At 72.7% G+C, this 26768-nt stretch carries 30 protein-coding genes; 18 read left to right on the top strand and 12 right to left on the bottom strand.

Features of this window, described 5'->3' with window-relative positions; all coding sequences use genetic code 11:
- The first annotated feature begins 57 nt into the window (after nucleotides 1-57).
- The 4 genes from ACFWNV_RS12805 to ACFWNV_RS12790 are packed head-to-tail and all read left to right on the top strand — an operon-like array spanning nucleotide 58 to nucleotide 3564.
- Nucleotides 58-1005, top strand: coding sequence for an ABC transporter ATP-binding protein (locus ACFWNV_RS12805; RefSeq protein WP_383944829.1), 948 nt, complete (start codon nucleotides 58-60; stop codon nucleotides 1003-1005).
- A 5-nt stretch (nucleotides 1006-1010) separates the two neighbouring features.
- On the top strand, nucleotides 1011-1766 hold the full coding sequence (locus ACFWNV_RS12800; protein WP_383944826.1) for an ABC transporter permease: 756 nt from the start codon (nucleotides 1011-1013) through the stop codon (nucleotides 1764-1766).
- 5 nt (nucleotides 1767-1771) lie between these two features.
- Nucleotides 1772-2950: a sensor histidine kinase gene (locus ACFWNV_RS12795; RefSeq protein WP_383944823.1), complete on the top strand. Its 1179-nt coding sequence runs from the start codon at nucleotides 1772-1774 to the stop codon at nucleotides 2948-2950.
- Nucleotides 2947-3564: a DNA-binding response regulator gene (locus ACFWNV_RS12790; RefSeq protein ID WP_383944820.1), complete on the top strand. Its 618-nt coding sequence runs from the start codon at nucleotides 2947-2949 to the stop codon at nucleotides 3562-3564. Before ACFWNV_RS12795 ends, ACFWNV_RS12790 begins: the two co-directional genes overlap by 4 nt.
- Nucleotides 3565-3809: 245 nt before the next feature.
- Here the strand turns inward: ACFWNV_RS12790 and ACFWNV_RS12785 are convergent, their stop codons facing one another.
- Nucleotides 3810-4601 carry a transglutaminase family protein gene (locus ACFWNV_RS12785; RefSeq protein ID WP_383944817.1) on the bottom strand — a complete coding sequence of 264 codons (792 nt, stop codon included), beginning with the start codon at nucleotides 4599-4601 and terminating at the stop codon, nucleotides 3810-3812.
- Complete coding sequence (locus tag ACFWNV_RS12780; protein ID WP_383944814.1) at nucleotides 4598-5590, bottom strand: GNAT family N-acetyltransferase; 993 nt, start codon at nucleotides 5588-5590, stop codon at nucleotides 4598-4600. The genes ACFWNV_RS12785 and ACFWNV_RS12780 overlap by 4 nt, the downstream gene beginning before the upstream one ends.
- 117 nt (nucleotides 5591-5707) lie before the next feature.
- Between ACFWNV_RS12780 and fdxA the strand changes: the two genes are divergently transcribed.
- Both fdxA and dapC read left to right on the top strand, forming a co-directional pair.
- Nucleotides 5708-6037, top strand: coding sequence for a ferredoxin (fdxA, locus tag ACFWNV_RS12775; protein WP_030713714.1), 330 nt, complete (start codon nucleotides 5708-5710; stop codon nucleotides 6035-6037).
- 112 nt (nucleotides 6038-6149) lie between these two features.
- Complete coding sequence (gene dapC, locus ACFWNV_RS12770; protein ID WP_383944811.1) at nucleotides 6150-7247, top strand: succinyldiaminopimelate transaminase; 1098 nt, start codon at nucleotides 6150-6152, stop codon at nucleotides 7245-7247.
- A 98-nt stretch (nucleotides 7248-7345) separates the two neighbouring features.
- On the opposite strand, the gene ACFWNV_RS12765 is transcribed toward dapC, so the two are convergent.
- Nucleotides 7346-7693, bottom strand: a complete 348-nt coding sequence (locus ACFWNV_RS12765; protein ID WP_383944808.1) for an ATP-binding protein — start codon at nucleotides 7691-7693, stop codon at nucleotides 7346-7348.
- A gap of 261 nt (nucleotides 7694-7954) precedes the next feature.
- Nucleotides 7955-8938 (bottom strand): hypothetical protein, encoded by a 984-nt coding sequence (locus tag ACFWNV_RS12760; RefSeq protein ID WP_383944805.1) that lies wholly within the window; start codon nucleotides 8936-8938, stop codon nucleotides 7955-7957.
- 87 nt (nucleotides 8939-9025) lie between these two features.
- Between ACFWNV_RS12760 and dapE the strand changes: the two genes are divergently transcribed.
- Together dapE and ACFWNV_RS12750 are read left to right on the top strand one after the other, a co-directional pair.
- The gene (gene dapE / locus ACFWNV_RS12755) at nucleotides 9026-10105 is read left to right on the top strand and encodes a succinyl-diaminopimelate desuccinylase (protein ID WP_383944802.1); all 1080 of its coding nucleotides are present in this window, start codon (nucleotides 9026-9028) and stop codon (nucleotides 10103-10105) included.
- A 64-nt stretch (nucleotides 10106-10169) separates the two neighbouring features.
- Nucleotides 10170-10928, top strand: coding sequence for a TIGR00730 family Rossman fold protein (locus ACFWNV_RS12750; protein WP_383944799.1), 759 nt, complete (start codon nucleotides 10170-10172; stop codon nucleotides 10926-10928).
- A 13-nt stretch (nucleotides 10929-10941) separates the two neighbouring features.
- Here the strand turns inward: ACFWNV_RS12750 and folP are convergent, their stop codons facing one another.
- On the bottom strand, nucleotides 10942-11802 hold the full coding sequence (gene folP / locus ACFWNV_RS12745; RefSeq protein WP_383944796.1) for a dihydropteroate synthase: 861 nt from the start codon (nucleotides 11800-11802) through the stop codon (nucleotides 10942-10944).
- Nucleotides 11803-11878: 76 nt separating this feature from the next.
- On the opposite strand from folP, the gene ACFWNV_RS12740 reads away from it, so the two are divergent.
- Nucleotides 11879-12244 (top strand): DivIVA domain-containing protein, encoded by a 366-nt coding sequence (locus tag ACFWNV_RS12740; protein ID WP_383944793.1) that lies wholly within the window; start codon nucleotides 11879-11881, stop codon nucleotides 12242-12244.
- Nucleotides 12241-12816, top strand: coding sequence for a DNA-3-methyladenine glycosylase I (locus ACFWNV_RS12735; RefSeq protein WP_383944790.1), 576 nt, complete (start codon nucleotides 12241-12243; stop codon nucleotides 12814-12816). The genes ACFWNV_RS12740 and ACFWNV_RS12735 overlap by 4 nt, the downstream gene beginning before the upstream one ends.
- Nucleotides 12817-13126: 310 nt before the next feature.
- Here ACFWNV_RS12735 and ACFWNV_RS12730 read toward each other — a convergent pair whose 3' ends face one another.
- Nucleotides 13127-13930, bottom strand: a complete 804-nt coding sequence (locus tag ACFWNV_RS12730) for an enoyl-CoA hydratase/isomerase family protein (RefSeq protein WP_383944788.1) — start codon at nucleotides 13928-13930, stop codon at nucleotides 13127-13129.
- A gap of 332 nt (nucleotides 13931-14262) precedes the next feature.
- Between ACFWNV_RS12730 and ACFWNV_RS12725 the strand changes: the two genes are divergently transcribed.
- Both ACFWNV_RS12725 and ACFWNV_RS12720 read left to right on the top strand, forming a co-directional pair.
- The gene (locus ACFWNV_RS12725; RefSeq protein WP_003966491.1) at nucleotides 14263-14430 is read left to right on the top strand and encodes a DUF3117 domain-containing protein; all 168 of its coding nucleotides are present in this window, start codon (nucleotides 14263-14265) and stop codon (nucleotides 14428-14430) included.
- 124 nt (nucleotides 14431-14554) lie between these two features.
- Nucleotides 14555-15172: a hypothetical protein gene (locus ACFWNV_RS12720; protein ID WP_383944785.1), complete on the top strand. Its 618-nt coding sequence runs from the start codon at nucleotides 14555-14557 to the stop codon at nucleotides 15170-15172.
- A 34-nt stretch (nucleotides 15173-15206) separates the two neighbouring features.
- Here ACFWNV_RS12720 and ACFWNV_RS12715 read toward each other — a convergent pair whose 3' ends face one another.
- A complete protein-coding gene (locus ACFWNV_RS12715; RefSeq protein WP_383944782.1) occupies nucleotides 15207-15869 on the bottom strand; it encodes an O-methyltransferase in 663 nt (220 codons plus the stop codon).
- 143 nt (nucleotides 15870-16012) lie between these two features.
- On the opposite strand from ACFWNV_RS12715, the gene sigE reads away from it, so the two are divergent.
- The 5 genes from sigE (at nucleotide 16013) to ACFWNV_RS12690 (ending at nucleotide 20520) form a co-directional block, all read left to right on the top strand.
- Nucleotides 16013-16792, top strand: a complete 780-nt coding sequence (gene sigE / locus ACFWNV_RS12710) for an RNA polymerase sigma factor SigE (RefSeq protein ID WP_243335949.1) — start codon at nucleotides 16013-16015, stop codon at nucleotides 16790-16792.
- Nucleotides 16789-17490 (top strand): anti-sigma factor family protein, encoded by a 702-nt coding sequence (locus ACFWNV_RS12705; RefSeq protein WP_383944778.1) that lies wholly within the window; start codon nucleotides 16789-16791, stop codon nucleotides 17488-17490. Before sigE ends, ACFWNV_RS12705 begins: the two co-directional genes overlap by 4 nt.
- Nucleotides 17491-17858: 368 nt before the next feature.
- Nucleotides 17859-19103, top strand: a complete 1245-nt coding sequence (locus ACFWNV_RS12700; protein ID WP_383944775.1) for a S1C family serine protease — start codon at nucleotides 17859-17861, stop codon at nucleotides 19101-19103.
- Nucleotides 19104-19222: 119 nt separating this feature from the next.
- Nucleotides 19223-19672 carry a sec-independent translocase gene (locus ACFWNV_RS12695; RefSeq protein ID WP_383944840.1) on the top strand — a complete coding sequence of 150 codons (450 nt, stop codon included), beginning with the start codon at nucleotides 19223-19225 and terminating at the stop codon, nucleotides 19670-19672.
- A gap of 134 nt (nucleotides 19673-19806) precedes the next feature.
- Complete coding sequence (locus ACFWNV_RS12690; RefSeq protein WP_383944772.1) at nucleotides 19807-20520, top strand: hypothetical protein; 714 nt, start codon at nucleotides 19807-19809, stop codon at nucleotides 20518-20520.
- A gap of 60 nt (nucleotides 20521-20580) precedes the next feature.
- Here ACFWNV_RS12690 and ACFWNV_RS12685 read toward each other — a convergent pair whose 3' ends face one another.
- The 3 genes from ACFWNV_RS12685 to ACFWNV_RS12675 all read right to left on the bottom strand — a co-directional run bounded on the left by ACFWNV_RS12685 (nucleotide 20581) and on the right by ACFWNV_RS12675 (nucleotide 23788).
- Complete coding sequence (locus ACFWNV_RS12685) at nucleotides 20581-21750, bottom strand: Mrp/NBP35 family ATP-binding protein (RefSeq protein WP_383944769.1); 1170 nt, start codon at nucleotides 21748-21750, stop codon at nucleotides 20581-20583.
- 42 nt (nucleotides 21751-21792) lie between these two features.
- Nucleotides 21793-22389, bottom strand: coding sequence for a DUF1003 domain-containing protein (locus ACFWNV_RS12680; protein WP_383944837.1), 597 nt, complete (start codon nucleotides 22387-22389; stop codon nucleotides 21793-21795).
- Nucleotides 22390-22480: 91 nt separating this feature from the next.
- A complete protein-coding gene (locus ACFWNV_RS12675; protein ID WP_266880959.1) occupies nucleotides 22481-23788 on the bottom strand; it encodes a magnesium transporter MgtE N-terminal domain-containing protein in 1308 nt (435 codons plus the stop codon).
- A 245-nt stretch (nucleotides 23789-24033) separates the two neighbouring features.
- Between ACFWNV_RS12675 and ACFWNV_RS12670 the strand changes: the two genes are divergently transcribed.
- Entirely contained in the window at nucleotides 24034-24840 is an 807-nt protein-coding gene (locus ACFWNV_RS12670) for a hypothetical protein (protein ID WP_383944764.1), read from the top strand.
- Between the two features lie 76 nt (nucleotides 24841-24916).
- Here ACFWNV_RS12670 and ACFWNV_RS12665 read toward each other — a convergent pair whose 3' ends face one another.
- Nucleotides 24917-25432 (bottom strand): hypothetical protein, encoded by a 516-nt coding sequence (locus ACFWNV_RS12665; RefSeq protein ID WP_383944762.1) that lies wholly within the window; start codon nucleotides 25430-25432, stop codon nucleotides 24917-24919.
- A gap of 31 nt (nucleotides 25433-25463) precedes the next feature.
- Nucleotides 25464-26588: a magnesium and cobalt transport protein CorA gene (locus ACFWNV_RS12660; protein ID WP_383944759.1), complete on the bottom strand. Its 1125-nt coding sequence runs from the start codon at nucleotides 26586-26588 to the stop codon at nucleotides 25464-25466.
- Between the last annotated feature and the right edge of the window lie 180 nt (nucleotides 26589-26768).

Raw genomic sequence — 26768 nt, 5'->3', positions numbered from 1 at the left:
GGCCCTCACGACGCGGGACACTGCCGCGCGGACCCCCGTACGGGCGAGCCTTGAGCCATGAACACGAAGACAGCGACGCAGCCCCGCGCCGCCACGGACCCCGCCGCCGACGGTGTCGTGGTGAGCTTCGAGAACGTGACCAAGAACTACGGCCCGGTCCGGGCGGTCGACGGCCTGTCCCTCGCCCTGTACCCGGGCGAGACCGTCGCGCTCCTCGGCCCCAACGGCGCCGGCAAGTCCTCCACCCTCGACCTGCTCCTCGGCCTGCGCCCCGCCGACTCCGGATCCGTCCGGCTCTTCGGCACCACCCCCCGCGAGGCCGTGGTGGCCGGCCGGGTCGGCGCCATGCTGCAGACCGGCGGCCTGATGGAGGAAGTGACCGTACGCGAACTGGTCGAGCTGGCCTGCGCCCTGCACCCGCGCCCGTACCCGGTCGAGCAGGTCCTCGGCCTCGCCGGAGTCACCGACATCGCCGGCCGGACCGTGGGCAAGCTCTCCGGCGGCCAGGAGCAGCGCGTGCGCTTCGCCCTGGCCACGGCCGGGCACAGCGACCTGATCGTGCTCGACGAGCCCACCACCGGCATGGACGTCACCGCCCGCCAGGCCTTCTGGGCCACCATGCGGGAGCAGGCCGCCCAGGGCCGCACCGTCCTCTTCGCCACGCACTACCTGGAGGAGGCCGACGCCATCGCCGACCGGGTGCTGGTCCTGAGCAAGGGCCGGCTCCTCGCCGACGGCACCGCCGCCGAGATCAAGGCCCGGGCCGGCGCCCGCCGGATCACCTTCGACCTGCCCGACCGTCCGGCCGACGAGCAGGCCCTGCGCGAACTGCCGCACCTCACCGGCTTCGAACGCCACGGAGACACGGTCCGGATCCAGTCGAGCGACGCCGACGCGACCGTCCACGCCGTGTACGCCCTGGGCCTGTACCCCCGCAACCTGGAGGTCGCGGGCCTGGGCCTGGAGCAGGCCTTCATCGCCCTCACCGCGGCCCAGGAGGCCTGAGCACCATGCCGAACCCCGGAACGACCAAGCTGGTCAGGCTCGAAGTCACCCGCGCCCTGCGCAACAAGAAGTACCTGTTCTTCACCGTGCTCTACCCGGCCGCCCTCTTCCTGATGCTCGGCGGCACCCTGAGCGGCACGACCAAGGTCATGGGCACGGAACTGACCATGCCCGCGTTCTACATGGTGGCGATGGCCTCCTTCGGCGCCCTGACCGCCGTCCTCATGGGCAACAGCGAGCGCATCGCCAAGGAGCGCGAGGCGGGCTGGACCCGCCAGCTGCGCCTCACCTCCCTGCCCGGCCACGGGTACGTCATCGCCAAGACCGCGAGCGCCGGCGTGCTCTCGCTCCCCGCGATCCTCGTCGTCTTCGCCGTCGCGGCGGCCGCCAAGGGCGTCCGGTTCGAGGCCTGGCAGTGGCTCGCCCTCACCGGCTCCATCTGGGCCGGCAGCCTGGTCTTCGCCGCCCTGGGCGTGGCCCTCGGCTACCTCGCCAGCGGGGACACCGTCCGCCCCATCACCATGCTCTGCTACTTCGGCCTCTCCATCCTCGGCGGCCTGTGGATGCCCACCGCCGCCTTCCCGCAGTGGCTGCAGAACATCTGCGCATGGCTCCCGACCCACGCCTACGCCGGCCTCGGCCAGGCCATCGAGCTGGGCGGCGCGCCGCACGCCAGGGACGTGGCGATCCTCGCGGGTTACTTCGTACTGTTCACTGGTGCCGCCGCCTGGCTGTACCGCAAGGACTCCCTGAAGGCGTGAGGGCCGTGACGAGCATCCCGCAAGCCGGGGAACCGACGGGGGTACCGGGCGCGACCCGGGTCGGGGTCCGGCCCGAGAACGGCCGGCAGCGGATCGTGAAGGCGCTGTGGATCAGCGTCTGGCTCGTCTACCTCAGCGCCCCCGTCACCGACCTGGTCAGCGGCGGCCACGGCACCACGGCCCGGCTGCTCGGCGGCCTGGGCCTCGCGGCCTTCATCGCCTGGTACCTGCTCCTCGTCTTCCGCACCGCCCGGCAGTCGGACACCGCCCGGGTCCTGTTCTCGGTGACTGTGCTCGCAGCCCAGGCCGCGGTCCTCTCCCTGACGCTCGGCCGCGAATGGCTCGTCCTCTTCGTCTACGTGGCCATCGCCTCCGGCGCCGCCCTCCCCGGCGAGGTCTCCCGCTGGACCGTCCCCGGCGCGACCGCCCTGCTCACGGCCACGGCCCTAGCGGTCCCCGGCGGCAAGGCCTACCTCGCCGGACTGCTGATCCCGGCCCTGATGGGCGGCTTCGCCATGGTCGGCATCCGCGCGATGATCCGCACCACCATCGAACTGCGCGAGGCCCGGGCCACGGTGGCGCAGCTCGCCGCCAACGAGGAACGGCTGCGGATGGCCCGCGACCTGCACGACCTGCTGGGACACTCGCTGTCCCTGATCACCCTCAAGAGCGAGCTCGCCGGGCGGATGCTGCCCGGCCGGCCCGAGGAGGCCGCCCGCCAGGTGGCCGACATCGAGCAGGTCAGCAGACAGGCGCTGGTCGACGTACGGGAAGCCGTGAGCGGCTACCGGCGGCCGACGCTCCCCGGCGAACTGGCGGGCGCCCGCACCGCCCTGACGGCGGCCGGCATCCTCGCGGACCTCCCCGCCGACTGGGCGGGGGAACTCCCGGAGGAAACCGAATCGGCGCTGGCCTGGGCGCTGCGCGAAGCCGTCACGAACGTGGTCCGGCACAGCGGGGCGAAGCGCTGCGCGATCACCCTCACCACACACCAGACCCTGGCGGGCCCGGTGGCGGAACTGACCGTCACCGACGACGGCCGGGCCGGCCCCTGCGCCCCCGGCAACGGCCTCACCGGCCTGACCGAACGCCTGACCGCGGTGGGCGGCACCCTGACCGCGGCCCCAGCCCCCCGATCCGGCTTCCGCCTCCAGGCACGGGTCCCCCTAGGATCCGGGTCATGAGCCCACGCCCGATCCGGATCCTCCTCGCGGAGGACCAGTCGATGGTCCGCGAGGCCCTGGCCGCCCTCCTCGGACTGGAACCGGACATCGAGGTACTGGCCCAAGTCGCCCGCGGCGACGAGGTGGTGGCCGCGGCCCGGGCCCACGACGTCAACGTCGCCCTCCTCGACATCGAGATGCCGGGCATGACGGGCATCGAGGCGGCAGCCGCCCTGCACGCCGCCCTGCCCGCCCTGCGCATCGTGATCCTGACGACCTTCGGCCGCCCCGGATACCTGCGGGGAGCGATGGAGGCCGGAGCCTCAGCCTTCCTCGTCAAGGACGCGCCGGCCGCGCAACTCGCCGCGGCGGTGCGCAAGGTCCTGGCGGGGGAGCGCGTCATCGACCCCGCCCTGGCGGCAGCCGCCCTCGCCGAGGGAGCCAACCCCCTGACCGACCGCGAACGGGAGGTCCTGCGCGCAGCCGAGTCCGGCGCCACCAACGCAGAACTGGCCGCCCTCCTCCACCTCTCCCAGGGCACCGTCCGCAACTACCTCTCGACAGCCATCCAGAAACTGGCCTCCCGCAACCGAGCGGAAGCGGTCCGCGTGGCCCGCGAAAAGGGCTGGCTATAGCCGACACCACATCCAGCCGTCCGGTAAATCCAGCCCCGCCGGCGCTTGAGGCGCGGGGCCTGGGGCGGAGCCCCAGGGGGTCCGGGCGCAGCCCGGCACCCCGCTTTCAGCCCCGCCGGCGTTTGAGGCGCGGGTCCGGGCCGGCCCGGGGAACGGTGGAAGGGCGGGCAGGGGACTTCCCCGCGCAGCGGCAAAGGGTGCTGCGGGGACTTCGCCCCGCGCAGCGGCACGCCGGGGGCCAGGCCCTAGTTCAGCAGGGCCCGCGCGGCCATCGCTTCCGCCCGGATCCGCACCGCGGACGGCGGATCGATCACGTCCACGACCACCGCGTAGGAGTCCATCTCCGCCGCCCCCGCCACGAACTCCCCCCGCTCCACGAGCAGCTTCGCCCGTTCGTACCGCAACGCCGCAGGATGCGAGGGCAACAGCAGCGCCAGGTCCAGCGCCCACAGCGCCACCCCGGAGTGCTCGGGCCGCGACGAGGCCCAGGCCCGGATGTTGTTCAGGATCCGCAGCACGATGTCCATCGTGCGCGCCGCGGTCCGCGGCCCCGCCGCCAGCTCCGCCGGACCCGCGCCCAGCGAGGCGCCCCCGGCGAAGGGGTCGACGACCACGCCCTCTTCCGGATCCCCGAAGCCGACCACGAAGTGTCCGGGCAGTGCCAGCCCGTACACCGGGGCCCCGGCCCGCCGGGCCACCTCCAGCCAGACCACCGACAGCAGGATCGGCAGCCCCCGGCGCCGCCGCAGCACCTCGTGCAGCAGCGAGGACGAGAGCCGGTCGTAGTCGGCCGGAGTGCCGTGGAACCCCATCCGCCCGCCCAGCAGCTCGGACACCGCCGAAGCCCACGCGCGGGCGCCCCGCAGCCCGTACGGCAGCATTCCCGCCAGCCGGTCCAGCTCGATCTGCGCCCAGTCCATGGCCCGTTCGTCGAGCTCGGGGTCCCCCTCCGCGGCCAGCAGCAGGCAGAGCGCGGCCAGGTCGGGCCGTTCCGCCCGCGCCTCGGCGGCGAACTGCTCCCGCCAGGCCGAGGTCACGCCGCCGCCCGGCGGTAGTGGTGGTAGGAGTGGTGCGTCCCGAAGCCCATCCCCTCGTACAGGGCCCGCGCGGCGGTGTTGTCGTTCTCGACCTGGAGCCACGCCGCCGAGGCGCCCTCCTCCAGCGCGCGCCGCGCCAGCGCCGCCATCACGGCGGAGGCGAGCCCGCGGCGCCGGTGCTCCGGGTCGACCTCGACGGCCGCGAACCCGGCCCACCGGCCGTCGACGACGAGCCGCCCGATCGCCTGCCCGGGCACGGCCGCGAACCACACCGAGGGGCCCGCCGTCAGGACGCGGCGTGCGGACTCGGGGTCCTTCACCCGCCCGTAGCGGGAGAGCCAGTCCTCGTCCGGAGCACGGGTCAGCCGTACGCCCGCGACCACGGAATCGTCCACCGGCAGGTCACCGACCGCCGCCAGCCCGCCGACCCGCACCTCGGCCGACACCTCGCGGACCCAGCCCCGGTCCTCCAGCTCCGCGCACAGCAGCTCCTGCGTGCCCGCGGCCCCCGTGGCGGTCTGGATGTAGGCCGGAAGACCCCGGCGGGCGTACCAGGAGGTCACTCGCGCGAGTGCATCGTCCAGCGGCGTTCCGGGATCGCCGAGCGGCAGTACGGAGTTGGCCCGGCGGGTGAATCCGCCGGACGCGCGCAGCGTCCACTCGCCCAGCGGCTCGCTCTCCAGCGGCACCCAGGCCCGTGCGCAGACCCGCGCGAGCTCCTCGAAGGAGGCCGCGGGACCCCTGCGGCGGGCCGGCGCGGCCGGTACGACCTTGCCCGCCACCAGCAAGGATTCCGCGATGCGGACGGACTCGCCGGTCTTTCGTGTGATCGTCACCACACCCGCGTTCCAGGATGTGAGAACCCCTACGGTGTCCGTGAAAGAGGGGCCCCCGGTCGAGCCGCGCTCCACCCGTCGCACAGAGACACGTTTACCCACGTCAGCGGGTGTAATCCGGATCTCCAGCCGTCCACCGGCAGTGATTTCCACAGCTCTGTCCGCCCCTCCTGTTCGGATCGTGCCCGGGAACGGAGATACTAGAGGCGGGCATCGACGACGCCGCGCTCCCGCGCGATATGGACAGCCCTTATGAGGAGGAACGAGAGCGTGACCTACGTCATCGCGGAGCCTTGTGTCGACGTCAAGGACAAGGCGTGCATCGAAGAGTGCCCCGTCGACTGCATCTACGAGGGCCAGCGGTCCTTGTACATCCACCCGGACGAGTGCGTCGACTGTGGCGCGTGTGAGCCGGTGTGCCCGGTCGAGGCCATCTTCTACGAGGACGACACCCCGGAGGAGTGGAAGGACTACTACAAGGCGAACGTCGAGTTCTTCGACGAGCTCGGTTCGCCCGGTGGTGCCTCCAAGCTCGGCCTGATCGAGCGCGATCACCCCTTCATCGCAGCGCTGCCCGCCGGCATCAACGGCGAGCACTGACCTTTCAGGCAGTAGCAGCGCCCCTCGGTCCCGTCCGGCTCGCAGCCGCACGGGACCGAGGTGTTTTTCCCGTTTCGACAGCACGACGAAGACCTCCTGGAAAGAGCACAACGTGGCCGCAGTCTCAGCCCGTCTTCCCGTCTTCCCCTGGGACAAGCTGGAGCCGTACAAGGCGACGGCGGCGGCCCACCCGGACGGGATCGTCGACCTCTCCGTCGGCACCCCCGTCGACCCGGTGCCGGAGCTGATCCAGCGCGCCCTGATCGAGGCCGCGGACTCCCCGGGCTACCCCACGGTGTGGGGCACCCCCGCCCTGCGCGACGCGATCACCGGCTGGGTGCGCGGCCGCCTCGGCGCGAGCGCCGCCGGGCACCGCAACGTCCTGCCGGTCGTCGGCTCCAAGGAACTGGTCGCCTGGCTGCCCACCCAGCTGGGTCTGGGCGCCGGAGACCAGGTGGCCTACCCCCGCCTCGCCTACCCGACGTACGAGGTCGGCGCGCGGCTGTGCGGCGCCGAGCCGGTGGTCTACGACGACCCCACCACCGAGCTCGACCCGGCCCGCGTGAAGCTGCTGTGGCTCAACTCCCCGTCCAACCCCACCGGCGAGGTCCTCCCCAAGGAGGAGCTCGTACGGATCGTGGCCTGGGCGCGCGAGCACGGGATCCTGATCTTCAGCGACGAGTGCTACCTGGAACTGGGCTGGGAAGCCGAGCCCGTCTCCGTCCTGCACGACGAGGTCTGCGGCGGCTCGTACGAGGGCATCGTCGCCGTCCACTCGCTCTCCAAGCGGTCCAACCTGGCCGGCTACCGGGCGGCCTTCATCGCCGGTGACGCCGAAGTCCTCGGCGAACTGCTCCAGATCCGCAAGCACGGCGGCATGATGACCCCGGCCCCCGTGCAGGCGGCCACGGTCGCCGCCCTCGGCGACGACGTCCACGTCGAGGAGCAGCGGGTGCGCTACGCGGCCCGCCGCGCGTCGCTGCGCACGGCCCTGGAGGCGCACGGCTTCCGCGTCGAGCACAGCGAGGCCAGCCTGTACCTGTGGGTGACCCGGGACGAGCCCTGCTGGGACACCGTCGCCCACCTGGCCGCGCTCGGCATCCTGGTCGCACCGGGCGACTTCTACGGCGAGGCGGGCGCGCGGTTCGTCCGCGTCGCCTTCACCGCCACCGACGAGCGGGTCGAGGCGGCGGTCAAGCGGCTGGCGTAGTCCGGCCGCCCCGTACGCGCAGACGGCCCGAGGGGCCCGGGAGTTCGTGCTCCCGGGCCCCTCGGTGTTTCTCGGTGTGTCCGCGGCGACGGCGGCTGCTAGCCGAGGCCGGGCAGCCCGCCCGGCAGCCCGCCGGGGAGGCCACCGGGAAGTCCGCCCGGCAGCCCGCCGCCGGCGAGCGGGAGGCCCGCCAGCAGGCTGCCCGCGGCACCGGTCACCTCGTCGGCGGGTGCGGGCGCCGGCAGGGTGGAGGCGGCGGGCACGGCCCCGGTGGCGGTGTCGCCCGCGGCGGCGACCGTCGCGTCCGGCGCGGTGAGCGCGCCCAGCTGCGGCACGGACTCCAGGCCCGCGGCGCTGGCCGCGCCGGCCGCACCGACCACGGGCGCTGCCCCGGCTGCGAGGAGCAGCGCGGCACGGGCGATCCGACGGGTCAGGGGGAGGGACATGTTGCTCCTAAGCGGTAGCGGCTGAGTACGCCGTGACAACCGCTCGGAGGGGGGAGCGAGTTGCGGAGCCGGTGGGTAAAGGATCAGTAACGGATCGTTTAATCGGCTTCCGGGCCGACCGTCCGGAACACGCGCCGACCTGCGGTTGCGCACCCGCCGCGAGCCCCGTGTCCGCCGTTCGGGTCACCCCCGAACGGGCGACGGGTCGTACGCCCGTCCAGCGGGTCTGCCCGTGCGGCGCGGCCACCCGTCCGGCGCGGCTCAGCCGCGCACGAAGATCCGTACCTGGCCCGGAGCGGCCGTGCCGGGATCCCCGGCGCCGTTCCCGGCGGCCGCGGCGCCCCGCTCCCGCCACCGGTCGCCGTCCTTGCCCGCCACCCAGGACCCGGCGCCGTACGAGACCCGCGTGATCCCCAGCTCGCGGGAGCTGGCCACCGCCCACTGCGCGAGCACCTGGCCGGTCCGCGCCGCCGGATCCCCGCCCCCGGGCTTCGCCACCAGGGTCACCTCGGACCCGGCGGCCGTCCCGTCACCCCCGCCGGCCCCGGCGCCCGCGCCCGCATCCGCGGGCAGCGTGTACAGGGGGTTCTTGCCGAGCAGCCGGGTCAGGTCCGCCCGCACCCTCGCGGGATCGCCGGCCCGCACGGGCGCGGGCCCGGTGCAGGTCAGGTGGCCGGCTCCGGTGAAGGCCGCGGTCAGCACGGTGGCCTCCGGCTCGTGCTTCGCGTAGGCCTGCGGGAAACCGCTCAGCTGCACCTTCTGCGCCGCCACGGTCAGCGGGAGCCGCGAGTACCCCTTGATCTCGGCCAGCCGGTCGTAGAAGATCCCGGCCGAGTACACGGGGTCCATGATCTGGTCCGGCGTGCCCCAGCCCTGCGAGGGCCGCTGCTGGAACAGGCCCAGCGAATCGCGGTCGCCGTGGTCGAGGTTGCGCAGGGCCGACTCCTGCATGGCCGTCGCCAGCGCGATGGTCACCGCCCGGTCGGGCATCCCCTTGGAGACCCCGACGGCCGCTATCACCGCCGCGTTCGCCGCCTGCTCCGGGGACATCTCGTCGAACTGTCCCGAGCCCTTCGCGCCGCTCTTCCCGTCGGCCGACGCCGTGCAGTAGGGCACGCCGCCGTTGTCGTTCGACGCGCGCTGCACGACGAAGTACCCGACGACCGCCACCAGCACCAGGAAGCCCGCGGCCCAGCGGAGCGGGCGCCTGCGGCGGCGAGGTCGGGGGCGATCGGTCTGCGGCACGCCGCCCACCGTACTTGAGCCATATGGCGCGTCCATCGGCCGGACGGACAAGGCTTCGCCGCAGCCCGGGGCGTTAGGGTCAGCTCCATGTCCGAATCCGAGCTGGACCTCACCCTGGACGCCGCCGAGCTGACCGCCCGGCTCGTCGACATCCCTTCCGTGAGCGGCGACGAGAAGGTACTCGCCGACCTCGTGGAACACGCCTTGCGCGGCCTGCCGCACCTGACCGTGGACCGCTTCGGCAACAACGTGGTCGCACGCACCCACCTGGGCCGCACCGAACGCGTCGTACTCGCCGGGCACCTCGACACCGTGCCGATCGCCGACAACGTGCCCTCCCGCCTCGACGAGAACGACGTCCTGTGGGGCTGCGGCACCACCGACATGAAGTCGGGCGTCGCCGTACAGCTGCGCATCGCGGCCACGGTCCCCGAACCCAACCGGGACCTCACCTTCGTCTTCTACGACCAGGAAGAGGTCGCCGCCGACCTCAACGGCCTCGGCAAGGTCGCCGAAGCCCACCCCGACTGGCTGACCGGCGATTTCGCCGTCCTCCTCGAACCCTCCAACGCCGAGGTCGAGGGCGGCTGCCAGGGCACCCTGCGCGTCCTGCTCCGCACCTCCGGCGAGCGCGCCCACTCCGCGCGCAGCTGGATGGGCTCCAACGCCATCCACGCGGCGAGCCCGATCCTGGCCACGCTGGCGGCCTACGAGCCCCGCAAGCCCGTGATCGACGGCCTGGAGTACCACGAGGGCCTCAACGCGGTCCGCATCGACGGCGGCGTAGCCAACAACGTCATCCCCCACGCGTGCACGGTGACGGTGAACTTCCGCTTCGCCCCCGACCGCAGCACGGACGAGGCCATCGCCCACGTCCGCGAGGTCTTCGCGGACTGCGACATCGACGAGTTCGTGATCGACGACCTCTCTCCCGGCGCCCTCCCCGGCCTCTCCCACCCGGCCGCCGCGGCCTTCATGGAAGCCGTCGGCGGACACGCCATGCCGAAGTTCGGCTGGACGGACGTCTCCCGCTTCAGCGCGCTGGGCGTCCCGGCGGTCAACTACGGCCCGGGCGACGCCCTCCTGGCCCACAAGGCCGACGAACGAGTGGAAACGAAGGCCATCCTCCACTGCGAGGAACGACTCCGCGCCTGGCTGACCTCCTGAATTCCGCTTCTCGTCACCTTTGTGCGCCTAACCTGATCCAACGATCAGCAGGAGGGAGCACATCATGGGCAACCCTGAAGGGTCCGCTCGTCGTCGGCCCGAGGAGCAGCAGCTCGGGCCGGTGCTGAGGAGGCGGGGCCAGGTGCAGGCCGGCAGTACGACGGACCAGCGGCTGCTGGATTCGGCCGGGCCCTCCGAGTGGGTGCACACCGATCCGTGGCGGGTCCTGCGCATCCAGTCGGAGTTCATCGAGGGCTTCGGCACCCTGGCGGAGCTGCCGCCGGCGATCAGCGTGTTCGGCTCCGCCCGGACCCCGGCGGACTCGCCGGAGTACGAGGCGGGCGTGCGGATCGGCGGCGCGCTCGTGGAGGCCGGGTTCGCGGTGATCACGGGCGGCGGCCCGGGCGCGATGGAGGCGGCCAACAAGGGTGCGCGCGAGGCCAGCGGCCTCTCGGTGGGCCTCGGCATCGAGCTCCCCTTCGAGCAGGGGCTCAACGAGCACGTCGACCTCGGGCTGAACTTCCGGTACTTCTTCGTCCGCAAGACGATGTTCGTGAAGTACAGCCAGGGCTTCGTGGTCCTGCCGGGCGGACTCGGCACCCTCGACGAGCTGTTCGAGGCCCTGACCCTGGTCCAGACGCAGAAGATCACCCGCTTCCCGATCGTGCTGTTCGGCACGGCGTACTGGAGCGGGCTCATCGACTGGCTGAAGAACACGGTCATCGCCCAGGGCAAGGCCTCGGAGAAGGACCTCTACCTGTTCCACGTCACCGACGACGTGGACGAGGCGATCGCCCTGGTGACGAAGGAAGTCGCCAGGTAGGACCCGCCGGCCGCTACGCCAGCCCCCGGCGGGCGACCGCCGGGGGTCGGTGGCCCTGGATCGAGCGGACCATCTCCAGGATCTGCTTGGTTTCGGCTACTTCGTGGACGCGGTAGACCTGGGCGCCCAGCCAGGCCGAGACGGCCGTCGTGGCCAGGGTGCCCAGGAGGCGTTCCTTGACCGGCTTGTCGAGGGTCTCGCCGACGAAGTCCTTGTTGGAGAGGGAGACCAGCACCGGCCAGCCCGTCTCCGTCATCTCCGAGAGGCGGCGGGTGGCCTCCAGGGAATGGCGGGTGTTCTTCCCGAAGTCGTGCCCCGGGTCGATCATGATCGACTCGCGGGGTACGCCCAGGGCCGCCGCGCGCTCGGCCAGGCCGACCGTGACGCGCAGGATGTCGGCCATCACGTCCTCGTACTCGGTGCGGTGCGGCCGCGTCCGCGGCTCGACCCCGCCCGCGTGGGTGCAGACGATGCCCGCGCCGTGCCGCGCGGCCACCTCCGCGAGCTTCGGGTCGACCCCGCCCCACGCGTCGTTGAGCAGATCGGCCCCCGCCTCGCAGACGGCCTCGCCGACCTCGTGCCGCCACGTGTCGACGCTGATCACCACGTCGGGGTGGCGGCGGCGCACCTCGGCGACGAAACCGACCGTGCGCCGGGCCTCCTCCGCCGCGTCCACGTGCTCGCCGGGACCGGCCTTCACACCGCCGATGTCGATGATCGCGGCGCCCTCGGCCACCGCCTGCTCGACCCGGTCCAGGGCCGGCTCGTCGCGGAAGGTCGCCCCCTGGTCGTAGAAGGAGTCAGGGGTCCGGTTCACGATGGCCATGATCACCGGCTCGTGGTCGTCGAACTCGCGCCTGCCCAGTCGCAGCATCCTGCTCTTTCCTCCTTCGGCGACCCTCGCGCCTCGCCTGCGACCTTAACCTGGTGGCCGGAGTCTCTCAGGGGAGTTGATCGTGTTCGCGTTCTTGCTCATCGCGCTGGTCGTGGTCGTCGCGGGAGTCACCCTCGCGGTGGCCGGCGGGGGGTCCGAGGCCGTGCTGCCGGAGGCCGAGCCCGACCGGCTCTCCGACGCCCTGCCGGAGAACCGTCCCGTCGTCCGGGCGGACATCGACGAGCTGCGCCTGCCGGTGGCCCCGCGCGGCTACCGGATGTCCGACGTGGACGAGGTACTGGAGCGGCTGGCGGCGGAGCTGGCCGAGCGCGACGCGCGGATCGCCGAGCTCACCGCCGCGGCCGTGCCCGCGGGCGGGTCCGCCGCGTCCGCCGGGCCCGCCGACGGCTCCGTGGACCTGACCAAGGCCGCCGAGCAGTGAGCGGGGTGCTGGCCGGCCCCGACGGGGGTCTGCGGTGTCCCTGGGGGCTGGCCACCGAGGACTACATCGCGTACCACGACACGGAGTGGGGCCGTCCGGTCCACGGGGACGACGCGCTGTACGAGCGGCTGTGCCTGGAGGCCTTCCAGTCGGGGCTGTCCTGGCTGACGATCCTGCGCCGGCGCGAGGGGTTCCGGACGGCCTTCGCGGGCTTCGAGATCGCCGAGGTGGCGAAGTTCGGGGCCGCGGACGTGGAACGGCTCCTCGCCGACGAGGGGATCATCCGGAACCGGGCCAAGGTCGAGGCCACGCTCGCCAACGCGAAGACCCTGGCCGGGTGGGGGGACGGCGAACTCGACGCCCTGATCTGGTCCCACGCCCCGGCGCCGGGGCGGGCCCCGAAGAGCACCACCGAGATCCCGGCGGTGACCCCGGAGTCCACCGCCCTGGCCAAGGCCCTGAAGAAGGCGGGCATCCGCTTCGTGGGCCCCACGACGGCCTACGCACTGATGCAAGCCTGCGGCCTGGTCAACGACCACCTCTCCCGCTGCGTCTCCCGCAACCTGCCCTGACCCTGCCCGGGCTGACCTGTCTGGGTGCGGCTGGGCTGCCCTGCGGGGCGAGGTCCCCTATCCGCCCTTCCACCGTTCCCCGGGGCTCCGCCCCGGACCCCGCGCCTCAAACGCCGGCGAGGCTGGATATGCCCGAGGACGGCGATGATCCAGCCCCTCCGGCGTTTGAGGAGCGGGCGTCCGGGGGCCGGCCCCCGGAAACGGGTCCGGGCAACGCCCGGGGAAAGGGCGAAGGGCGGGTAGGGGAACTCCGCCCGCGCAGCGGTGCCCGCACCCGTGTAGCGGCGCCGGTGCCGGCCCGGCGGAGCCCCTAGCGGCCCAGGTAGCGGGGAGGCTGCTTCGCGAGGAAGGCTTCCACGGCGATTCCGTGGTCCTCGGAGGCCCCCGCGCGGGCCTGGAGGGTGTCCTCGTGGGCCAGGGCGTCGGGGAGGGAGCGGGAGGCTCCGTACGCCAGGGACTCCTTCAGGGCCGCGTAGGCGACCGTGGGGCCCTCGGCCAGCCGCCGGGCCACGGCGAGCGCTTCGGCCGCCAGCTCCTCGGAGGGGACCACGCGGTTCGCGATGCCGAGTTCCAGGGCCTCCTGGGCCTTCACGGACCGGGGGAAGAGGAGGAGGTCGGAGGCGCGGGAGCCGCCGATCAGGCGGGGCAGGGTCCACGAGACGCCCGAGTCGGCCGTCAGGGCGACCCCGGCGAAGGAGGTGTTGAAGGAGGCGGTGTCCGCGACCACGCGGAAGTCCGCCGCCAGGGCGAATCCGAATCCCGCGCCCGCCGCGACGCCGTTCACGCCCGCGACCACCGGCTTCGGCATCTCCGTCAGCGCCCGGACGATCGGGTTGTAGTGCTCCGCGACGGTGTTCATGGTCAGCGAGGAGCCGTGCTCCCGGTCGGCCGCGAGGAACCCGACGTGCTCCTTGAGGTCCTGGCCCACGCAGAACGCCCGGTTGCCGGCCGCGGTGAGCAGGACCGCCCGTACGGCCGGATCCGCGGCCGCCGCCCGGGCCGCGTCGCGCAGGGCGACCTTGGCCTCGGTGTTCATGGCGTTCATGGCCTCGGGACGGTTGATCGTGATGGTCGCGAGTCCGTCGGTCACTTCGTAGAGCACGCTGTCGGCCATGGGTGGGGATCCCCCTTCGTCGCGGGCTGGCTACCGGCCGGTACTGGCCGGTGCAAAGGTCAGCATGGCGGACCGGGCGGGGGTCGCACATGTGATGTGCGTCAAATAAACGGAAGGGCAGACTCGTGCCGCGGCGGCGAAGTATCGCAGGCGTGTCCCCGAAATGAGTGGTTTTGGTCAAGCGCGTTGCACAAGCGTTCCCAGCCGATGTTGGTCATCGGGTCCTGACATGCGGGATAATGGCCTGGAAGCAATGTGTTCGATGCCGGGTACTAGGCGCCTGAATGGAGCCGTCGGCTGACGATGAACTGGTTTCAGGAAGGGGAACGAGCATGGCGGCCATGAAGCCGCGGACGGGCGACGGCCCGCTCGAGGTCACCAAGGAGGGGCGGGGCATCGTCATGCGCGTACCGCTCGAGGGCGGCGGTCGGCTCGTCGTCGAGCTGACTCCGGACGAGGCGGACGCCCTGGGTGACGCCCTGAAGAAGGTCGTCGGCTGATCCCCAGGTTCACCAGGGATGACTGACAGTACTTTCGCTGCATTCTCTGCACTGCCCCGGCCGCACCACGCGGTCGGGGCAGTGTTGTGTCCCAGACCGTGACAGGACAGCCGGAGCCCCACCCGTGACCTTCTCCCCGCCCGCACCGCCCGCCTTCGGCGACTGCACGCCCCGCCAGAAGGCGGCCCTGGTCCTCACGGAGGTCCTGGCCCCGGCGAACCTGGTCGTGGCCCAGCTCCTGCTGATCGGCTGGCACAGCACCGGTTCGTGGTCCGGTCTCGGCTGGGGCCTGCTCGGCGCCCTGTTCTGCGGGGTGGTCCCGATCGGCATCATCCTGCTCGGGGTCCGGCGCGGGGCGCTGACCGACCAGCACATCCGGGTACGGCGCCAGCGGGTCGTCCCGATGGGGCTGAGCCTGGTCTCGGTCGCCGCCGGGATCACCCTCCTGCGCGTCCTCGGGGCTCCGGCCGACGTCTTCGCGCTCGTCGTCGCGATGCTGGTCGGCCTCGTCTGCTCGCTGCTGGTGACGATCGGCTGGCAGATATCCATCCACATGTCGGTGGCCGGCGGCACGGTGATGGTCCTGCTGCTGGTCTTCGGCCCGGCGCTGCTCCCCGCGGTGCTGGTCGCCGCCGGCGTGGGATGGTCCCGGCTGGTGCTGAAGGCGCACACCACGGCGCAGCTCCTCGCCGGCACCGCGCTCGGCGGTACGGCCGCGCTGACCTTCGCACTGCTGCGCTGACCGGCCCCGTGGGCTCAGCGCCGGACCGCAGGGCTCAGCGCCGGACCGCGCACAGCAGGCCGTCGCCCACCGGGAGCAGGGCGGCCTCCAGGGCCGGGGTCTCCCGGACGGTGCGCAGCAGTTCGCGGACGCGGAGCACCTCCACGGCCTGGGCCGCGGAGTCGACCGTACGGCCGTCCGAGAAGACTCCCTCGAAGCAGACGAGGCCGCCGGGGCGGAGCAAGCGCAACGATTCAGCGAGGTAGTCGAGGGACTCGGAGGGGTCCCCGTCGCAGAAGACGAGGTCGTACCCGCCGTCGGCCAGCCGGGGCAGTACGTCCAGGGCGCGGCCCGGGATGAAGCGGGCGCGGTTGCCCGCGAAGCCGGCGGCACGGAAGGCCTGGCGGGCGAAGGCCTGCCGGTCCGGTTCGGGATCCACGGTGGTCAGGACCCCGTCGGCGCGCATTCCGTGCAGGAGGTGGATGCCGGACACGCCGGTTCCGGTGCCGATCTCGGCGACCGCCTTGGCGTCCGCGGTGGCGGCGAGCAGGCGCAGCGCGGCCCCGGTGCCGGGGGAGACGGACCGCAGTCCCGCTTCCCTGGACCGGTCGCGGGCCCATCGCAGAGCGTCGTCCTCGGCGACAAACGCGTCGGCGAACGCCCAGCTCGTCTGCCGGTTGCCGGTAATGACCCTCTCCTGTCCCCATAGTTGGCGCAACGGTGACTGTATCCGCTGGAGTCGGGAACCCGCAGATGGGACCGGGCGTTGAGAGCAGTAGAGACGCAAGAGCGGCCCGGGGCCCGGAGCCCGTGCAAAGTTACTGCAAAAATACTTATCCAGAGCTGACGGGAGGGGTGGCTATGGTAGGGATTCCGCTGGACACCACCAGAGCCGACAGGGGAGGTGCGGCTGCGCCTGTGGATCGTGGGGGTGTCCTCCGACGCCTCTTCTGGTCGGCCGGTGAGCCGAAATCCGTGACCAACATTGCTGACCGTTTCCGCACCGTAGACACCGCAACCACCGCGACGTTCGCCGCCGATGCGGGCTCCCAGGCGTGGACCCCTCCCTCGTGGGAGGAGATCGTCAGCACGCACAGTGCGCGGGTCTACCGCCTCGCCTACCGGCTGACGGGCAACCAGCACGACGCCGAGGACCTGACGCAGGAAGTCTTCGTCCGCGTCTTCCGCTCGCTGTCCACGTACACGCCCGGCACCTTCGAGGGCTGGCTGCACCGGATCACCACGAACCTCTTCCTCGACATGGTCCGCCGCAAGCAGCGGATCCGCTTCGACGCCCTCGCCGACGACGCCGCCGAGCGGCTGCCGAGCCGTGAGCCGTCCCCCCAGCAGGTGCTGCACGACACCCACTTCGACGCGGACGTGCAGCAGGCGCTGGACACCCTCGCGCCCGAGTTCCGTGCGGCCGTGGTGCTCTGTGACATCGAGGGCCTGTCGTACGAGGAGATCGCCGCCACGCTCGGCGTGAAGCTCGGCACCGTGCGCAGCCGTATCCACCGGGGCCGTTCGCACCTGCGCAAGGCGCTCAAGCACCGGTCTCCCGAAGCCCGCGCGGAGCAGCGCGCGCTGGCCGGCGTGGCGGTGGGCGCCCCCGGCGCCGGGGGAGAGGGCGGAGCCGAGTGAGCGGGATCAGTCCGTCCCCGTCGCCTGCCGAACAGGCGTTCGCCGCCGAGCAGGCTTCCTCCGTCGAACAGCATCTGGGCGACCGGCTGGCCGCCCTCGTGGACGGGGAGTTGAAGCACGACGCGCGCGAGCGGGTACTGGCGCACCTGGCGACGTGTTCCCAGTGCAAGGCCGAGGCCGATGCGCAGCGCCGTCTGAAGACCATGTTCGTGGAGAGCGCACCGCCTCCGCTGTCGGCCGGGCTGCTGGCGCGGTTGCAGGGGCTGCCGGGAAGCGGCTCCGAGGGCCCCTCAGGGCCTTCCGGCCCCTTCGGCCCGCCGCCGGGAGCCGAGCCCTTCGGGTCCTTCGGCTACGCGCCGCCCGCGGCCGCCGCCGCCCCGCAGCAGCAGGGCTTCCGGATACACGAGGTGGGCCGGCAGCGGCGCCGCTTCGCGTTCGTGGCCGCCGGAGCGGTATCGCTCGCCGCGATCGCGCTGGGCGGTTCGCTGCCGATGGAGACCATCGAGCCCAACGCCCGGGGCGAAGCACCGGCCGCACGCACGGGACCCGTGGTTCCGGTCGTCGACGCGGTGGTCCGGGAGAACCGGCTGCCGAAGCCGGGCACCGTCCCGACGCTCCGCTCGGTCACCCCCCTCGCATCCTCCCCGGTGCCCTCCCGCCCGACCGCCTCCGCACGCCCGGTGTCCCTGTACCGCTGAGCGGTCCCGGGCGGCGGCCCCGTCCTGGCCGGGAGCCGCAGCCCGCCCGTGCGGCCCGCAGGGGCGGGCGGTACGGGCAACCTGGTTGAATCTCCGCCAGATGCGCCGCCCCCGGCGGCCGGCGGAGAACGACAGGTAGGCGGGGAGCACCCATGTCCGACAGTCAGCAGACCGATCCGGCGACGGATCCGGTCCCCGCACGCCTGCCCCGGTGGTGGAGCCGCCCCGCGGACCCCGCCGGCGCGCACGGGGGATCCGTACCGCCCCCGCGGACCGCCGCACACGCGGACCTGCCCCCGGATGGGGACCCTGAGCCTGTCGCGACTCCCGCCCCCGTACCCCAGTGGTGGAGCCGCCCCGCGGATCCCGTGAGCGCGCACGGGGGATCCGTACCGCCCCCGCGGACCGAGCCGCGGACCGACGCGGACGCCGACGCAGGCCCGGACGCCGAGCCGCGCTACGACCCGTGGAGCGTGCGCCCGCTCCAGCCGGTGGACCACGGCAGGGCGGGCTCCCGCAGGTTCCGGCTGCGCCAGGGCCTCGTCCTCGGCCTCGGGGCCGCCCTCCTGGCCGGCGGCATCGGCGGCTACGCCGGCGTCCTCGCCGAGCGGCAGGCCGGCACCCGGCTCGAACTCCCGCAGGCGGCCCCCGCCGACGGCGGCCGGGCCCCCGACAGCGTGGCCGGGATCGCCGCCACCGCACTGCCCGGCGTGGTCACCCTGCACGTCAACAGTGCGGAGGGCGGTTCGACCGGCACCGGCTTCGTCCTCGACGGGCAGGGCCACATCCTCACCAACAACCACGTGGTCCACGGGGCCCGGACCATAACGGTCACCTTCAGCACCGGCGAGAGCGTCGCCGCCGAGCTGGTCGGCGGCGACACCGGCTACGACCTGGCCGTGGTCAAGGTCGACGGGGTACGGGGCCTGCGGCCGCTCGCGCTCGGCAACTCCGAGAACGTGAAGGTCGGCGATCCGGTGGTGGCCATCGGAGCCCCCTTCGACCTGTCGAACACGGTCACCGCCGGCATCATCAGCGCCACCGGCCGCCCCATCACCGCCGGCGGCGACAAGGGCGACGGCAGCGACGTCAGCTACGTCGACGCGCTCCAGACCGACGCCCCCATCAACCCCGGCAACTCCGGCGGACCGCTCCTCGACGCCAGGGCCCAGGTCATCGGCATCAACAGCGCCATCCGCGGCGGCGACGGCGGGGACAGCTCCGCACAGCAGCGCGGCAGCATCGGACTCGGCTTCGCCATCCCGGTGAACCAGGGCAAGCGCGTCGCCGAGGAGCTGATGCGCACCGGCCGCGCCACCCACCCCGTCATCGGCGTCACCCTGGACATGGACTACTCCGGCGACGGGGCCCGGGTGGGGGAGAAGGGCGAGGGCGGCAAGCCCGCCGTCACCGCGGGCGGGCCCGGAGCCCGCGCGGGCATCGGGCCGGGCGACGTGATCACCAAGGTCGACGGAGTACGGGTGCACGGCGGCGACGAGCTGGTGATCAAGATCCGGGCCCACCGGCCGGGCGACCGGCTCACCCTCACGGTGCTGCGGGGCGGCCGGGAGCGCACGCTGGAAGTGGTGCTCGGATCGGCGAACGGTTCGTGACGGGCGGGTGAAAGCAGAACCGGTCGGGTAATCAGCCGGTCCTGGTGTATTGGCCTGCAGACCCGGCCGGGTACCGTGTGACAGGCCTGATGGTGAAGAGAGCCGAGGAGCGGGGCAAGGTGTTCAACGACATAGGCGCACTCGAGCTGGTCACGATCGTGGTGCTCGCGATCCTCATCTTCGGCCCGGACAAGCTGCCCAAGGTCATCCAGGACGTCACGGGCGTCATCCGGAAGATCCGCGCGTTCTCCGACAGCGCGAAGCAGGACATCCGCTCCGAGCTCGGGCCGGAGTTCAAGGACTTCGAGTTCGAGGACCTGAACCCGAAGAACTTCATCCGCAAGCAGCTGACGGAGAACGAGGACCTCAAGGAGATCCGGAGCAGCTTCGATCTCCGCAAGGAACTCAACGACGTCACCGACGCGGTCAACGGCAACGAGCCCGAGGCGGCCGCGGCCGCCGGCGGAGCCCTCCCCGCCGCCGCGCCGGGCGCGGGACCGGACATGGTCAAGAAGCCCGCGGCCCCGGCGCAGGAGCAGCTCACGCGCTTCGACGCCGACGCGACCTGACGCCACCCGGGACCACGCGCGCGCCCGCCTGCCCGGTGAACGGCGGTCGGATGGCTATCCTCCTTTGAGTCCGGACCCAGGACGCCCGAGGGGGGTGGGCCGTTCCGGATCCCACGGAACGAGAGGCCGCTCAGATGGAGACGACGCGCAGTAGCCGGGTAGGCACACAGCCCGCCGAGGCACAGACGCCAGCCCCCGCACTAGCAGCAGACCATCCGCAGCCCCCGGACGCGGCCGCCCCGCCCGTCCCTGCCGCCCGCCGGGCGGCCGAGGGGTACCTGCGGGCCGACTTCCCCTGGTACGGGCTGGACGGGGCCTTCACCGGTCCCCGCTGGCTGATGCAGGTGGCCGCGGGCGCCGACGGCAGCGTGGAGCACGGCTCGACCGGTCACGGTGACGAGCCCTCCGCCCGCGGCGAGATCGCCACCGGGGAGAAGGAGCGCTTCGCGGTGGTCGTCACCGTGGCCAGCAACCCGCTGCGCCGCACCGCCGACGGCACCGGCGTCCTGGAGGCCACCTCGGTCTCCTCGGCGGCCTGGCTGGCCGGCTCGGGGCTGCTGGCCTACAGCTGGCCGGGGCAGATGGACCACAGCCTGCGCGACGACTGGCTCGACCAGCAGACCGAGGCCGCGTGGGAGCTCGCGGACGACCTCGCGGGCTCCGACTGGTCGACGCTGTCGCTGCCGGTGGACGGGGAGCCGACGCCCTTCCACTACCGCGAGTCGGAGTTCGGCTGGGTCCTGGCCGGGTCGACCGGCAGCGGGGTGCACCTGGGTGCGTACGGGCGCGGGATGAGCGCGTACGGGCTCGGCTTCTCGGTGATCGGGGACCTGGCGGCGTACGAGTAGGACGCATGAGGAAGGGGCCGGTACCAGTGGAATTCCACTGGTACCGGCCCCTTCCCCGTGTCAGAACTTGTTGCGCGGGGTGATGCCCAGGGACATGCCGGCCAGGCCGCGGGCCCGGCCGCCGAGCTTCCCGGCGATGGCGCGCAGGGCCGCACCGGCGGGGGAGTCGGGGTCCGACAGGACGACCGGGGTGCCGTCGTCGCCGCCCTCGCGCAGGCGGACGTCGATCGGGATCGAGCCCAGCACCGGCACGTTCGCGCCGATCGTCTTCGTCAGGCCGTCGGCGACCTTCTGGCCACCGCCGGAGCCGAACACGTCGACCATCTCGTCGCAGTGCGGGCAGGGCAGCCCGGACATGTTCTCGACGACGCCGACGATCTTCTGGTGGGTCTGCACGGCGATCGAACCGGCCCGCTCCGCGACCTCGGCCGCGGCCTGCTGCGGGGTGGTCACGACGAGGATCTCGGCGTTCGGCACGAGCTGGGCCACGGAGATCGCGATGTCGCCCGTGCCCGGCGGCAGGTCGAGCAGCAGGACGTCCAGGTCGCCCCAGTACACGTCGGCCAGGAACTGCTGGAGGGCCCGGTGCAGCATCGGACCGCGCCACACCACGGGCGCGTTGCCCGGGGTGAACATGCCGATGGAGATGACCTTCACGCCGTGCGCCGACGGCGGCATGATCATGTTCTCGACCTGGGTGGGGCGGCCCTCCACGCCGAGCATGCGCGGCACGCTGTGGCCGTAGATGTCGGCGTCGACGACACCGACCTTGAGGCCGTCGGCCGCCATGGCCGCCGCCAGGTTCACGGTGACCGAGGACTTGCCGACGCCGCCCTTGCCGGAGGCGACCGCGTAGACGCGGGTCAGCGAGCCGGGCTGGGCGAAGGGGACCTCGCGTTCGGCGGTGCCGCCGCGCAGGGTCGCCGCGAGGTCCTTGCGCTGCTCGTCGCTCATCACGTCCAGCGTGACGGCGACGGAGGTGACGCCGGGGACCCGCTGCACGGCCTCGGTGACCAGGTTGGTGATGGTCTCGCGCATGGGGCAGCCCGACACGGTCAGGAACACGGTGACGGCGACCTCGCCGCCGTCGCCGATCTCCACCGATTTGACCATGCCCAGCTCGGTGATGGGCCGGTGGATCTCGGGGTCGTTCACCGTCGCCAGCGCGTCCAGGATCGCGTCCTGTTCGGGCACGGCAGCGGCGGAGGCGGAGCTTGTGTCGGTAGCCATGCCCCGATGGTACGGCTCGGTGGCGCGCCTCAGGAAAGGCCGCTAGCGGTCGCCTTCGTCACTCTCCGCGGGGAATAGCCGCCGCTCGTCCATCTCCTTGATCAGATCCTGGAACTCGGACCGGATCCAGTCGCGCGTGGCGACCTCGCCCAGACCCATCCGCAGGGCGGCGATCTCCCGGGTCAGGTACTCGGTGTCGGCCATCGAGCGTTCGTTCTGCTTGCGGTCCTGCTCCAGGTTGACCCGGTCGCGGTCGTCCTGGCGGTTCTGTGCCAGGAGGATCAGCGGGGCCGCGTAGGAGGCCTGGAGCGACAGCATCAGGGTGAGGAAGATGAAGGGGTACTGGTCGAAGCGCACGCTCTCGGGCGCAAAGATGTTCCACAGCACCCAGATGATGATGACGACGGTCATCCAGACGATGAACCGGCCCGTGCCGAGGAACCGTGCGACCCGCTCCGACAGCCGCCCGAACGCCTCCGGGTCGTACTCCGGCAGCAGCCGCCGGCGGGCCGGACGCGGCAGGTCGAGGCGGGTGCGCGAGCGCGACAGCGCGCTCGACCCCGTCGACTGGCCCGCCTTCGCCCGCTCGCCGCGCTCGAAAGAGGAACGTTCCGCCCGTTCCGCGGCGGCCTCCGCCAGCCCGTGCTCGCGGGCCTGCGCCCGCGCCTGCTCGCGCCGTTCCCGGATCTGCTCCCTGCGCCGCTCGCGCGGCTGCTCGCCGCGCCCCCGCTCAGTCCCCACGGAGGGCCCCTTCCGCACGCTCGGAATCCTCGGGACCCCCGGGGCCCTCCGAATGGAAGTCCGTCTCCCGCCAGTCGTCCGGCAGCAGGTGGTCCAGTACGTCGTCCACGGTGACCGCGCCCAGCAGCGAGCCGCTCTCGTCGACGACCGGGACCGCGACCATGTTGTACGCGGCCAGGTAGCTGGTCACCACCGGCAGCGAGGAGTCCGGCCGCAGGGGCGCCAGGCCCGTGTCCACGATCGAGCTGACCAGGGTGAACGGCGGGTCGCGCAGCAGCCGCTGGAAGTGCACCGTGCCCAGGTACTTGCCCGTCGGCGTCTCGTCCGGCGGCCGGCACACGTACACCTGGGCCGCCAGGGCCGGCGACAGGTCCGACTGCCGTACCCGGGCCAGCGCGTCGGCGACCGTCGCGTCGGGCCGCAGCACGATCGGCTCCGTGGTCATCAGACCGCCCGCGGTGTTCTCCTCGTAGGACAGCAGGCGCCGCACGTCGGCGGCGTCGTCCGGCCGCATCAGCGTCAGCAGCCGTTCCTTGTCGTCCTCCGGCAGCTCCGAGAGCAGGTCGGCCGCGTCGTCCGGGTCCATCGCCTCCAGGACGTCGGCCGCGCGCTCCTCCTTCAGCTTCCCGAGGATCTCCACCTGCTCGTCCTCGGGGAGCTCCTCCATGACGTCCGCGAGCCGGTCGTCGTCCAGCGCGCTCGCCACCTCGGCGCGCCGCTTCGGCGTCAGGTGGTGCAGCACGTTGGCCACGTCCGCGGGGCGCATCTGCTCGAAGGTCGCGACCAGGTTCTCGGCGCCCTGCCCGTGCTCCTCCAGCGAGAAGCCCGTCACGGCCGACCACTCCACGGTCAGGGTCTCGCCGCGCCGCCGCAGCGCACCCGACTTGCCCTTCCGTACGAAGATCCGGTCGATCTCCCAGTCGCGCCGGGCCGGCAGCTGCTGGATGGCCACGTCCAGGACGGTGACCTCCTCGTCGTCCGCGACCAGGCGCACCCGCCGGTCCAGCAGTTCGCCGAGGATCAGCCGCTCGGTGGGGCGCTGCTCGAAGCGCCGCATGTTGACCACGCCGGTGGTGATCACCTGGCCGGACTCGACGCCCGTCACCCGGGTCATGGGAAGGAAGATCCGCCGCCGGCTGACGACCTCGACCACCAGACCCAGCAGCCGGGGCGGCCGGCCGCCCACGCGGAGCATCGCGACGAGGTCGCGCACCCGGCCCACCTGGTCGCCGTTGGGGTCGAAGACGGGCACACCCGACAGATGCGAGACGAAGATCCGTGGGGCGCCTGCCGCCATCCGAGCGCCTCCTACGAGCTGCGTCATCCGTCGATCACCGGTACTGCCGTCCCTCAGGTTAGCCCGTACCGCACCCAACCTCCTGGTGGGGCCGTCCGGCGGGGCAGCGCCCCCGCTCCGGCAGGGTGCCCCGGGACCTCCGCACGCGCGTCCCCACGAGCTGGGTGCGGGCGCCGCGCAGGGGCCCGCGTACGGGCGGGTACGCTGCCAGCTGCTCGCCGACGCAACGAGAGGGGCACCCGCCCGTGACCGCCTATTTCCCCGCCCCGCGGCTGCGCCGGGCCGCGTTCGTCAGTGCCCTGTGCGCGGGCCTGGCCGTCGTCGGCACGGGGTGCGGAGCGGACCCCGACGAGGGGACGAACGGGGTCGGGAAACTGTCCGCCGACCAGATCGAGGACAGGGCGAAGACGGCCGTCACCGGGGCCCACTCGGTCCACCTCTCCGGCACGCTGGTCAGCGGCGGCAAGTCCTTCACCCTGGACATGCGGCTCGGGGCGGACGGCGGCTCCGGCGAGGTGAAGTCCCAGGACGACACCACCTTCCAGCTGCTGCGGGTCGGGGAGCAGCTCTACCTCAAGGCGGGCGCCGCGTTCTGGGGCCAGTCCGAGGCGGCCGGCAAGCTCGGCGACAAGTTCGTCAAGGTGCCCGAGGGCGACCCCTCCTACAAGCAGTTCCGCGGGTTCACCGACATGCAGGTCATGCTCGACGGGCTGCTCGGCCTCGACGGGAAGCTCACCAAGGGCGAGGACTACACCAAGGTCGGGCACACCCGGGCCGTCCAGGTCTCGGCGGACCAGGGCAAGGGCGGCAAGCTCTCGGTCTCCCTGGAGGGCACCCCCTACCCGCTCCTCATGGAACGCGCGGGCGGCGCCGGCCGGCTGACCCTCGCGGAATGGGGCAAGCCGGTCGAGCTCACCGCTCCCGCCCCGGACCAGACGGTGGACTACGGCTCCGAGCTGCCCACCACCAAGGACCAGGAGAGCGGCACCGGCAAGGGCACGGGCAAGGGCACCGGCCAGGGCTCCGGCCAGGGTGCCGACCCGCAGGGCTAGCCGACCGCTCCGGCCTCTCCGCTCGCTCCGGCCGCTCCGGCCGCTCCGGCCGCTCCGGCCGCTCCGGCCTCCCGTTCTAGCGGGCCGCCTTCTTCTTCCGCTTCAGCAGCAGCTTCGGCAGCCCCGCCGGGATCGGCTGCCGGGTCGTCGCCGGGGAGCCCAGCGGAACCGCAGCCAGCGAACCCGCGGGAAGCTCGGTGCGCACCGCCTCCGGCTCCAGGCGCAGCAGCCGGCACTCCCGCGCCCAGCGTCCGGTCATCTCGGCGGAGTCGGGCGCGTTGAGCCGCTTGCCCTTGAGCTCGGCCACCGCGGCCTCCCACGGCTCGCTGCCGGGCACGAGCTCGCGTACGGTCGCCGTCCACGCGACGAGCCGGCCGCCCTTGTCCTTGCTGCGCACGGTCACCTCGGCCGCGGCCCCGTCCGCGAGCCCCGGGAACGGCTGCTCCCCGGGCCCGTCGCCGAGCACGTGCGCCGCGCCGTCCACCCAGGCGTGCCACAGGCCGCGGTCCGCCCCGGAGCCGCGGACCCAGATGAGGCCGGACTTCTTGGTGGCCTCCTCGACGAGGGCCAGATCGAGCGCGCTGAGAGTCATGCGCACAGGGTAGCCAGAGGGCCGTGCGCCCCTACAGCCAGCCGTGGCGCCGCAGGGCCCGGTGGATGGTGAAGCAGGTCCCGGCGATGGTGGCCATCACCATCGGATAGCCGTAGCGCCACTGGAGCTCCGGCATGTGCTCGAAGTTCATCCCGTAGACCCCGCAGATCATCGTGGGCACGGCGATGATCGCTGCCCAGGAGGTGATCTTGCGCATGTCCTCGTTCTGCGCGACGGTCGCCTGCGCCAGATTGGCCTGCAGGATGGAGTTCAGCAGCTCGTCGAAGCCGACGACCTGCTCGTGCACCCGGGCCAGGTGGTCGGCGACGTCGCGGAAGTACTTCTGGATGTCCGGCTCCACCAGCCGCATCGGGCGCTCGCTGAGCAGCTCCATGGGGCGCAGCAGCGGGGAGACGGCCCGCTTGAACTCCAGCACCTCGCGCTTGAGCTGGTAGATCCGGCCCGCGTCGCCGCCGCGCGCACTGCCCTTGGCGGGGGCGGCGAAGACCTCGCTCTCCACCTCGTCGATATCGTCCTGGACGGCCGCGGCGACCGCGATGTACCCGTCGACCACGTGGTCGGCGAGGGAGTGCAGGACGGCGGACGGGCCCTTGGCGAGGAGCGCCGGGTCGTCCTGGAGGCGGTGGCGCAGACCCTTGAGGGAGCCGTGGCCGCCGTGCCGGACGGTGATGACGAAGTCGGGACCGGTGAAGCACATCACCTCGCCGGTCTCCACCACCTCGCTGGTGGCGGTGAGTTCGGCGTGCTCCACGTAGTGGATGGTCTTGAAGACGGTGAAGAGGGTGTCGTCGTAGCGCTCCAGCTTCGGCCGCTGGTGCGCGTGCACCGCGTCCTCCACCGCGAGCGGGTGCAGCCCGAACACCGCGGCGATCCCGGCGAACTCGGCCTCCGTCGGCTCGTGCAGGCCGATCCACGCGAACCCGCCGTCCTCGCGGACCGCTCGCAGCGCCTCACGGGGCGTCAGGCAGGAGGAGCCCCGCTCGCGCCCGTCGCGGCGCCCGTCGCGGTAGACGGCGCAGTCGACCACCGCGCTGTTCGCGGACGGGTCGCGGGTGGTGTCGTAGCCGGGCTGCGCCGGCGTGGACCTGCGCAGTGCGGGACGGACGGCGGCACGGAGGTAGGGCAGCATCGACATGGCAGGCTCCTTCGCGCGCACGGCTGCGGACCGTACGGGTGGGAGGTCCTTCCGGATGACGCGCTCACCGCGGTCGGCAGGCCGGGCGGGCAGGCGGAAGGATCAGGACGGGAGGACACAGTTCTTCCGTCGCTCTTCGACCGATCCGACGTGTTGATCCGAAGACGTGCGGATCAGCGG

This window comes from Streptomyces sp. NPDC058401 (genome assembly GCF_042722885.1).
Classification (GTDB): Bacteria; Actinomycetota; Actinomycetes; order Streptomycetales; family Streptomycetaceae; genus Streptomyces.
Note: the sequence above shows the minus strand (reverse complement) of the source record. Positions and strands in the feature narration are given on the sequence as shown.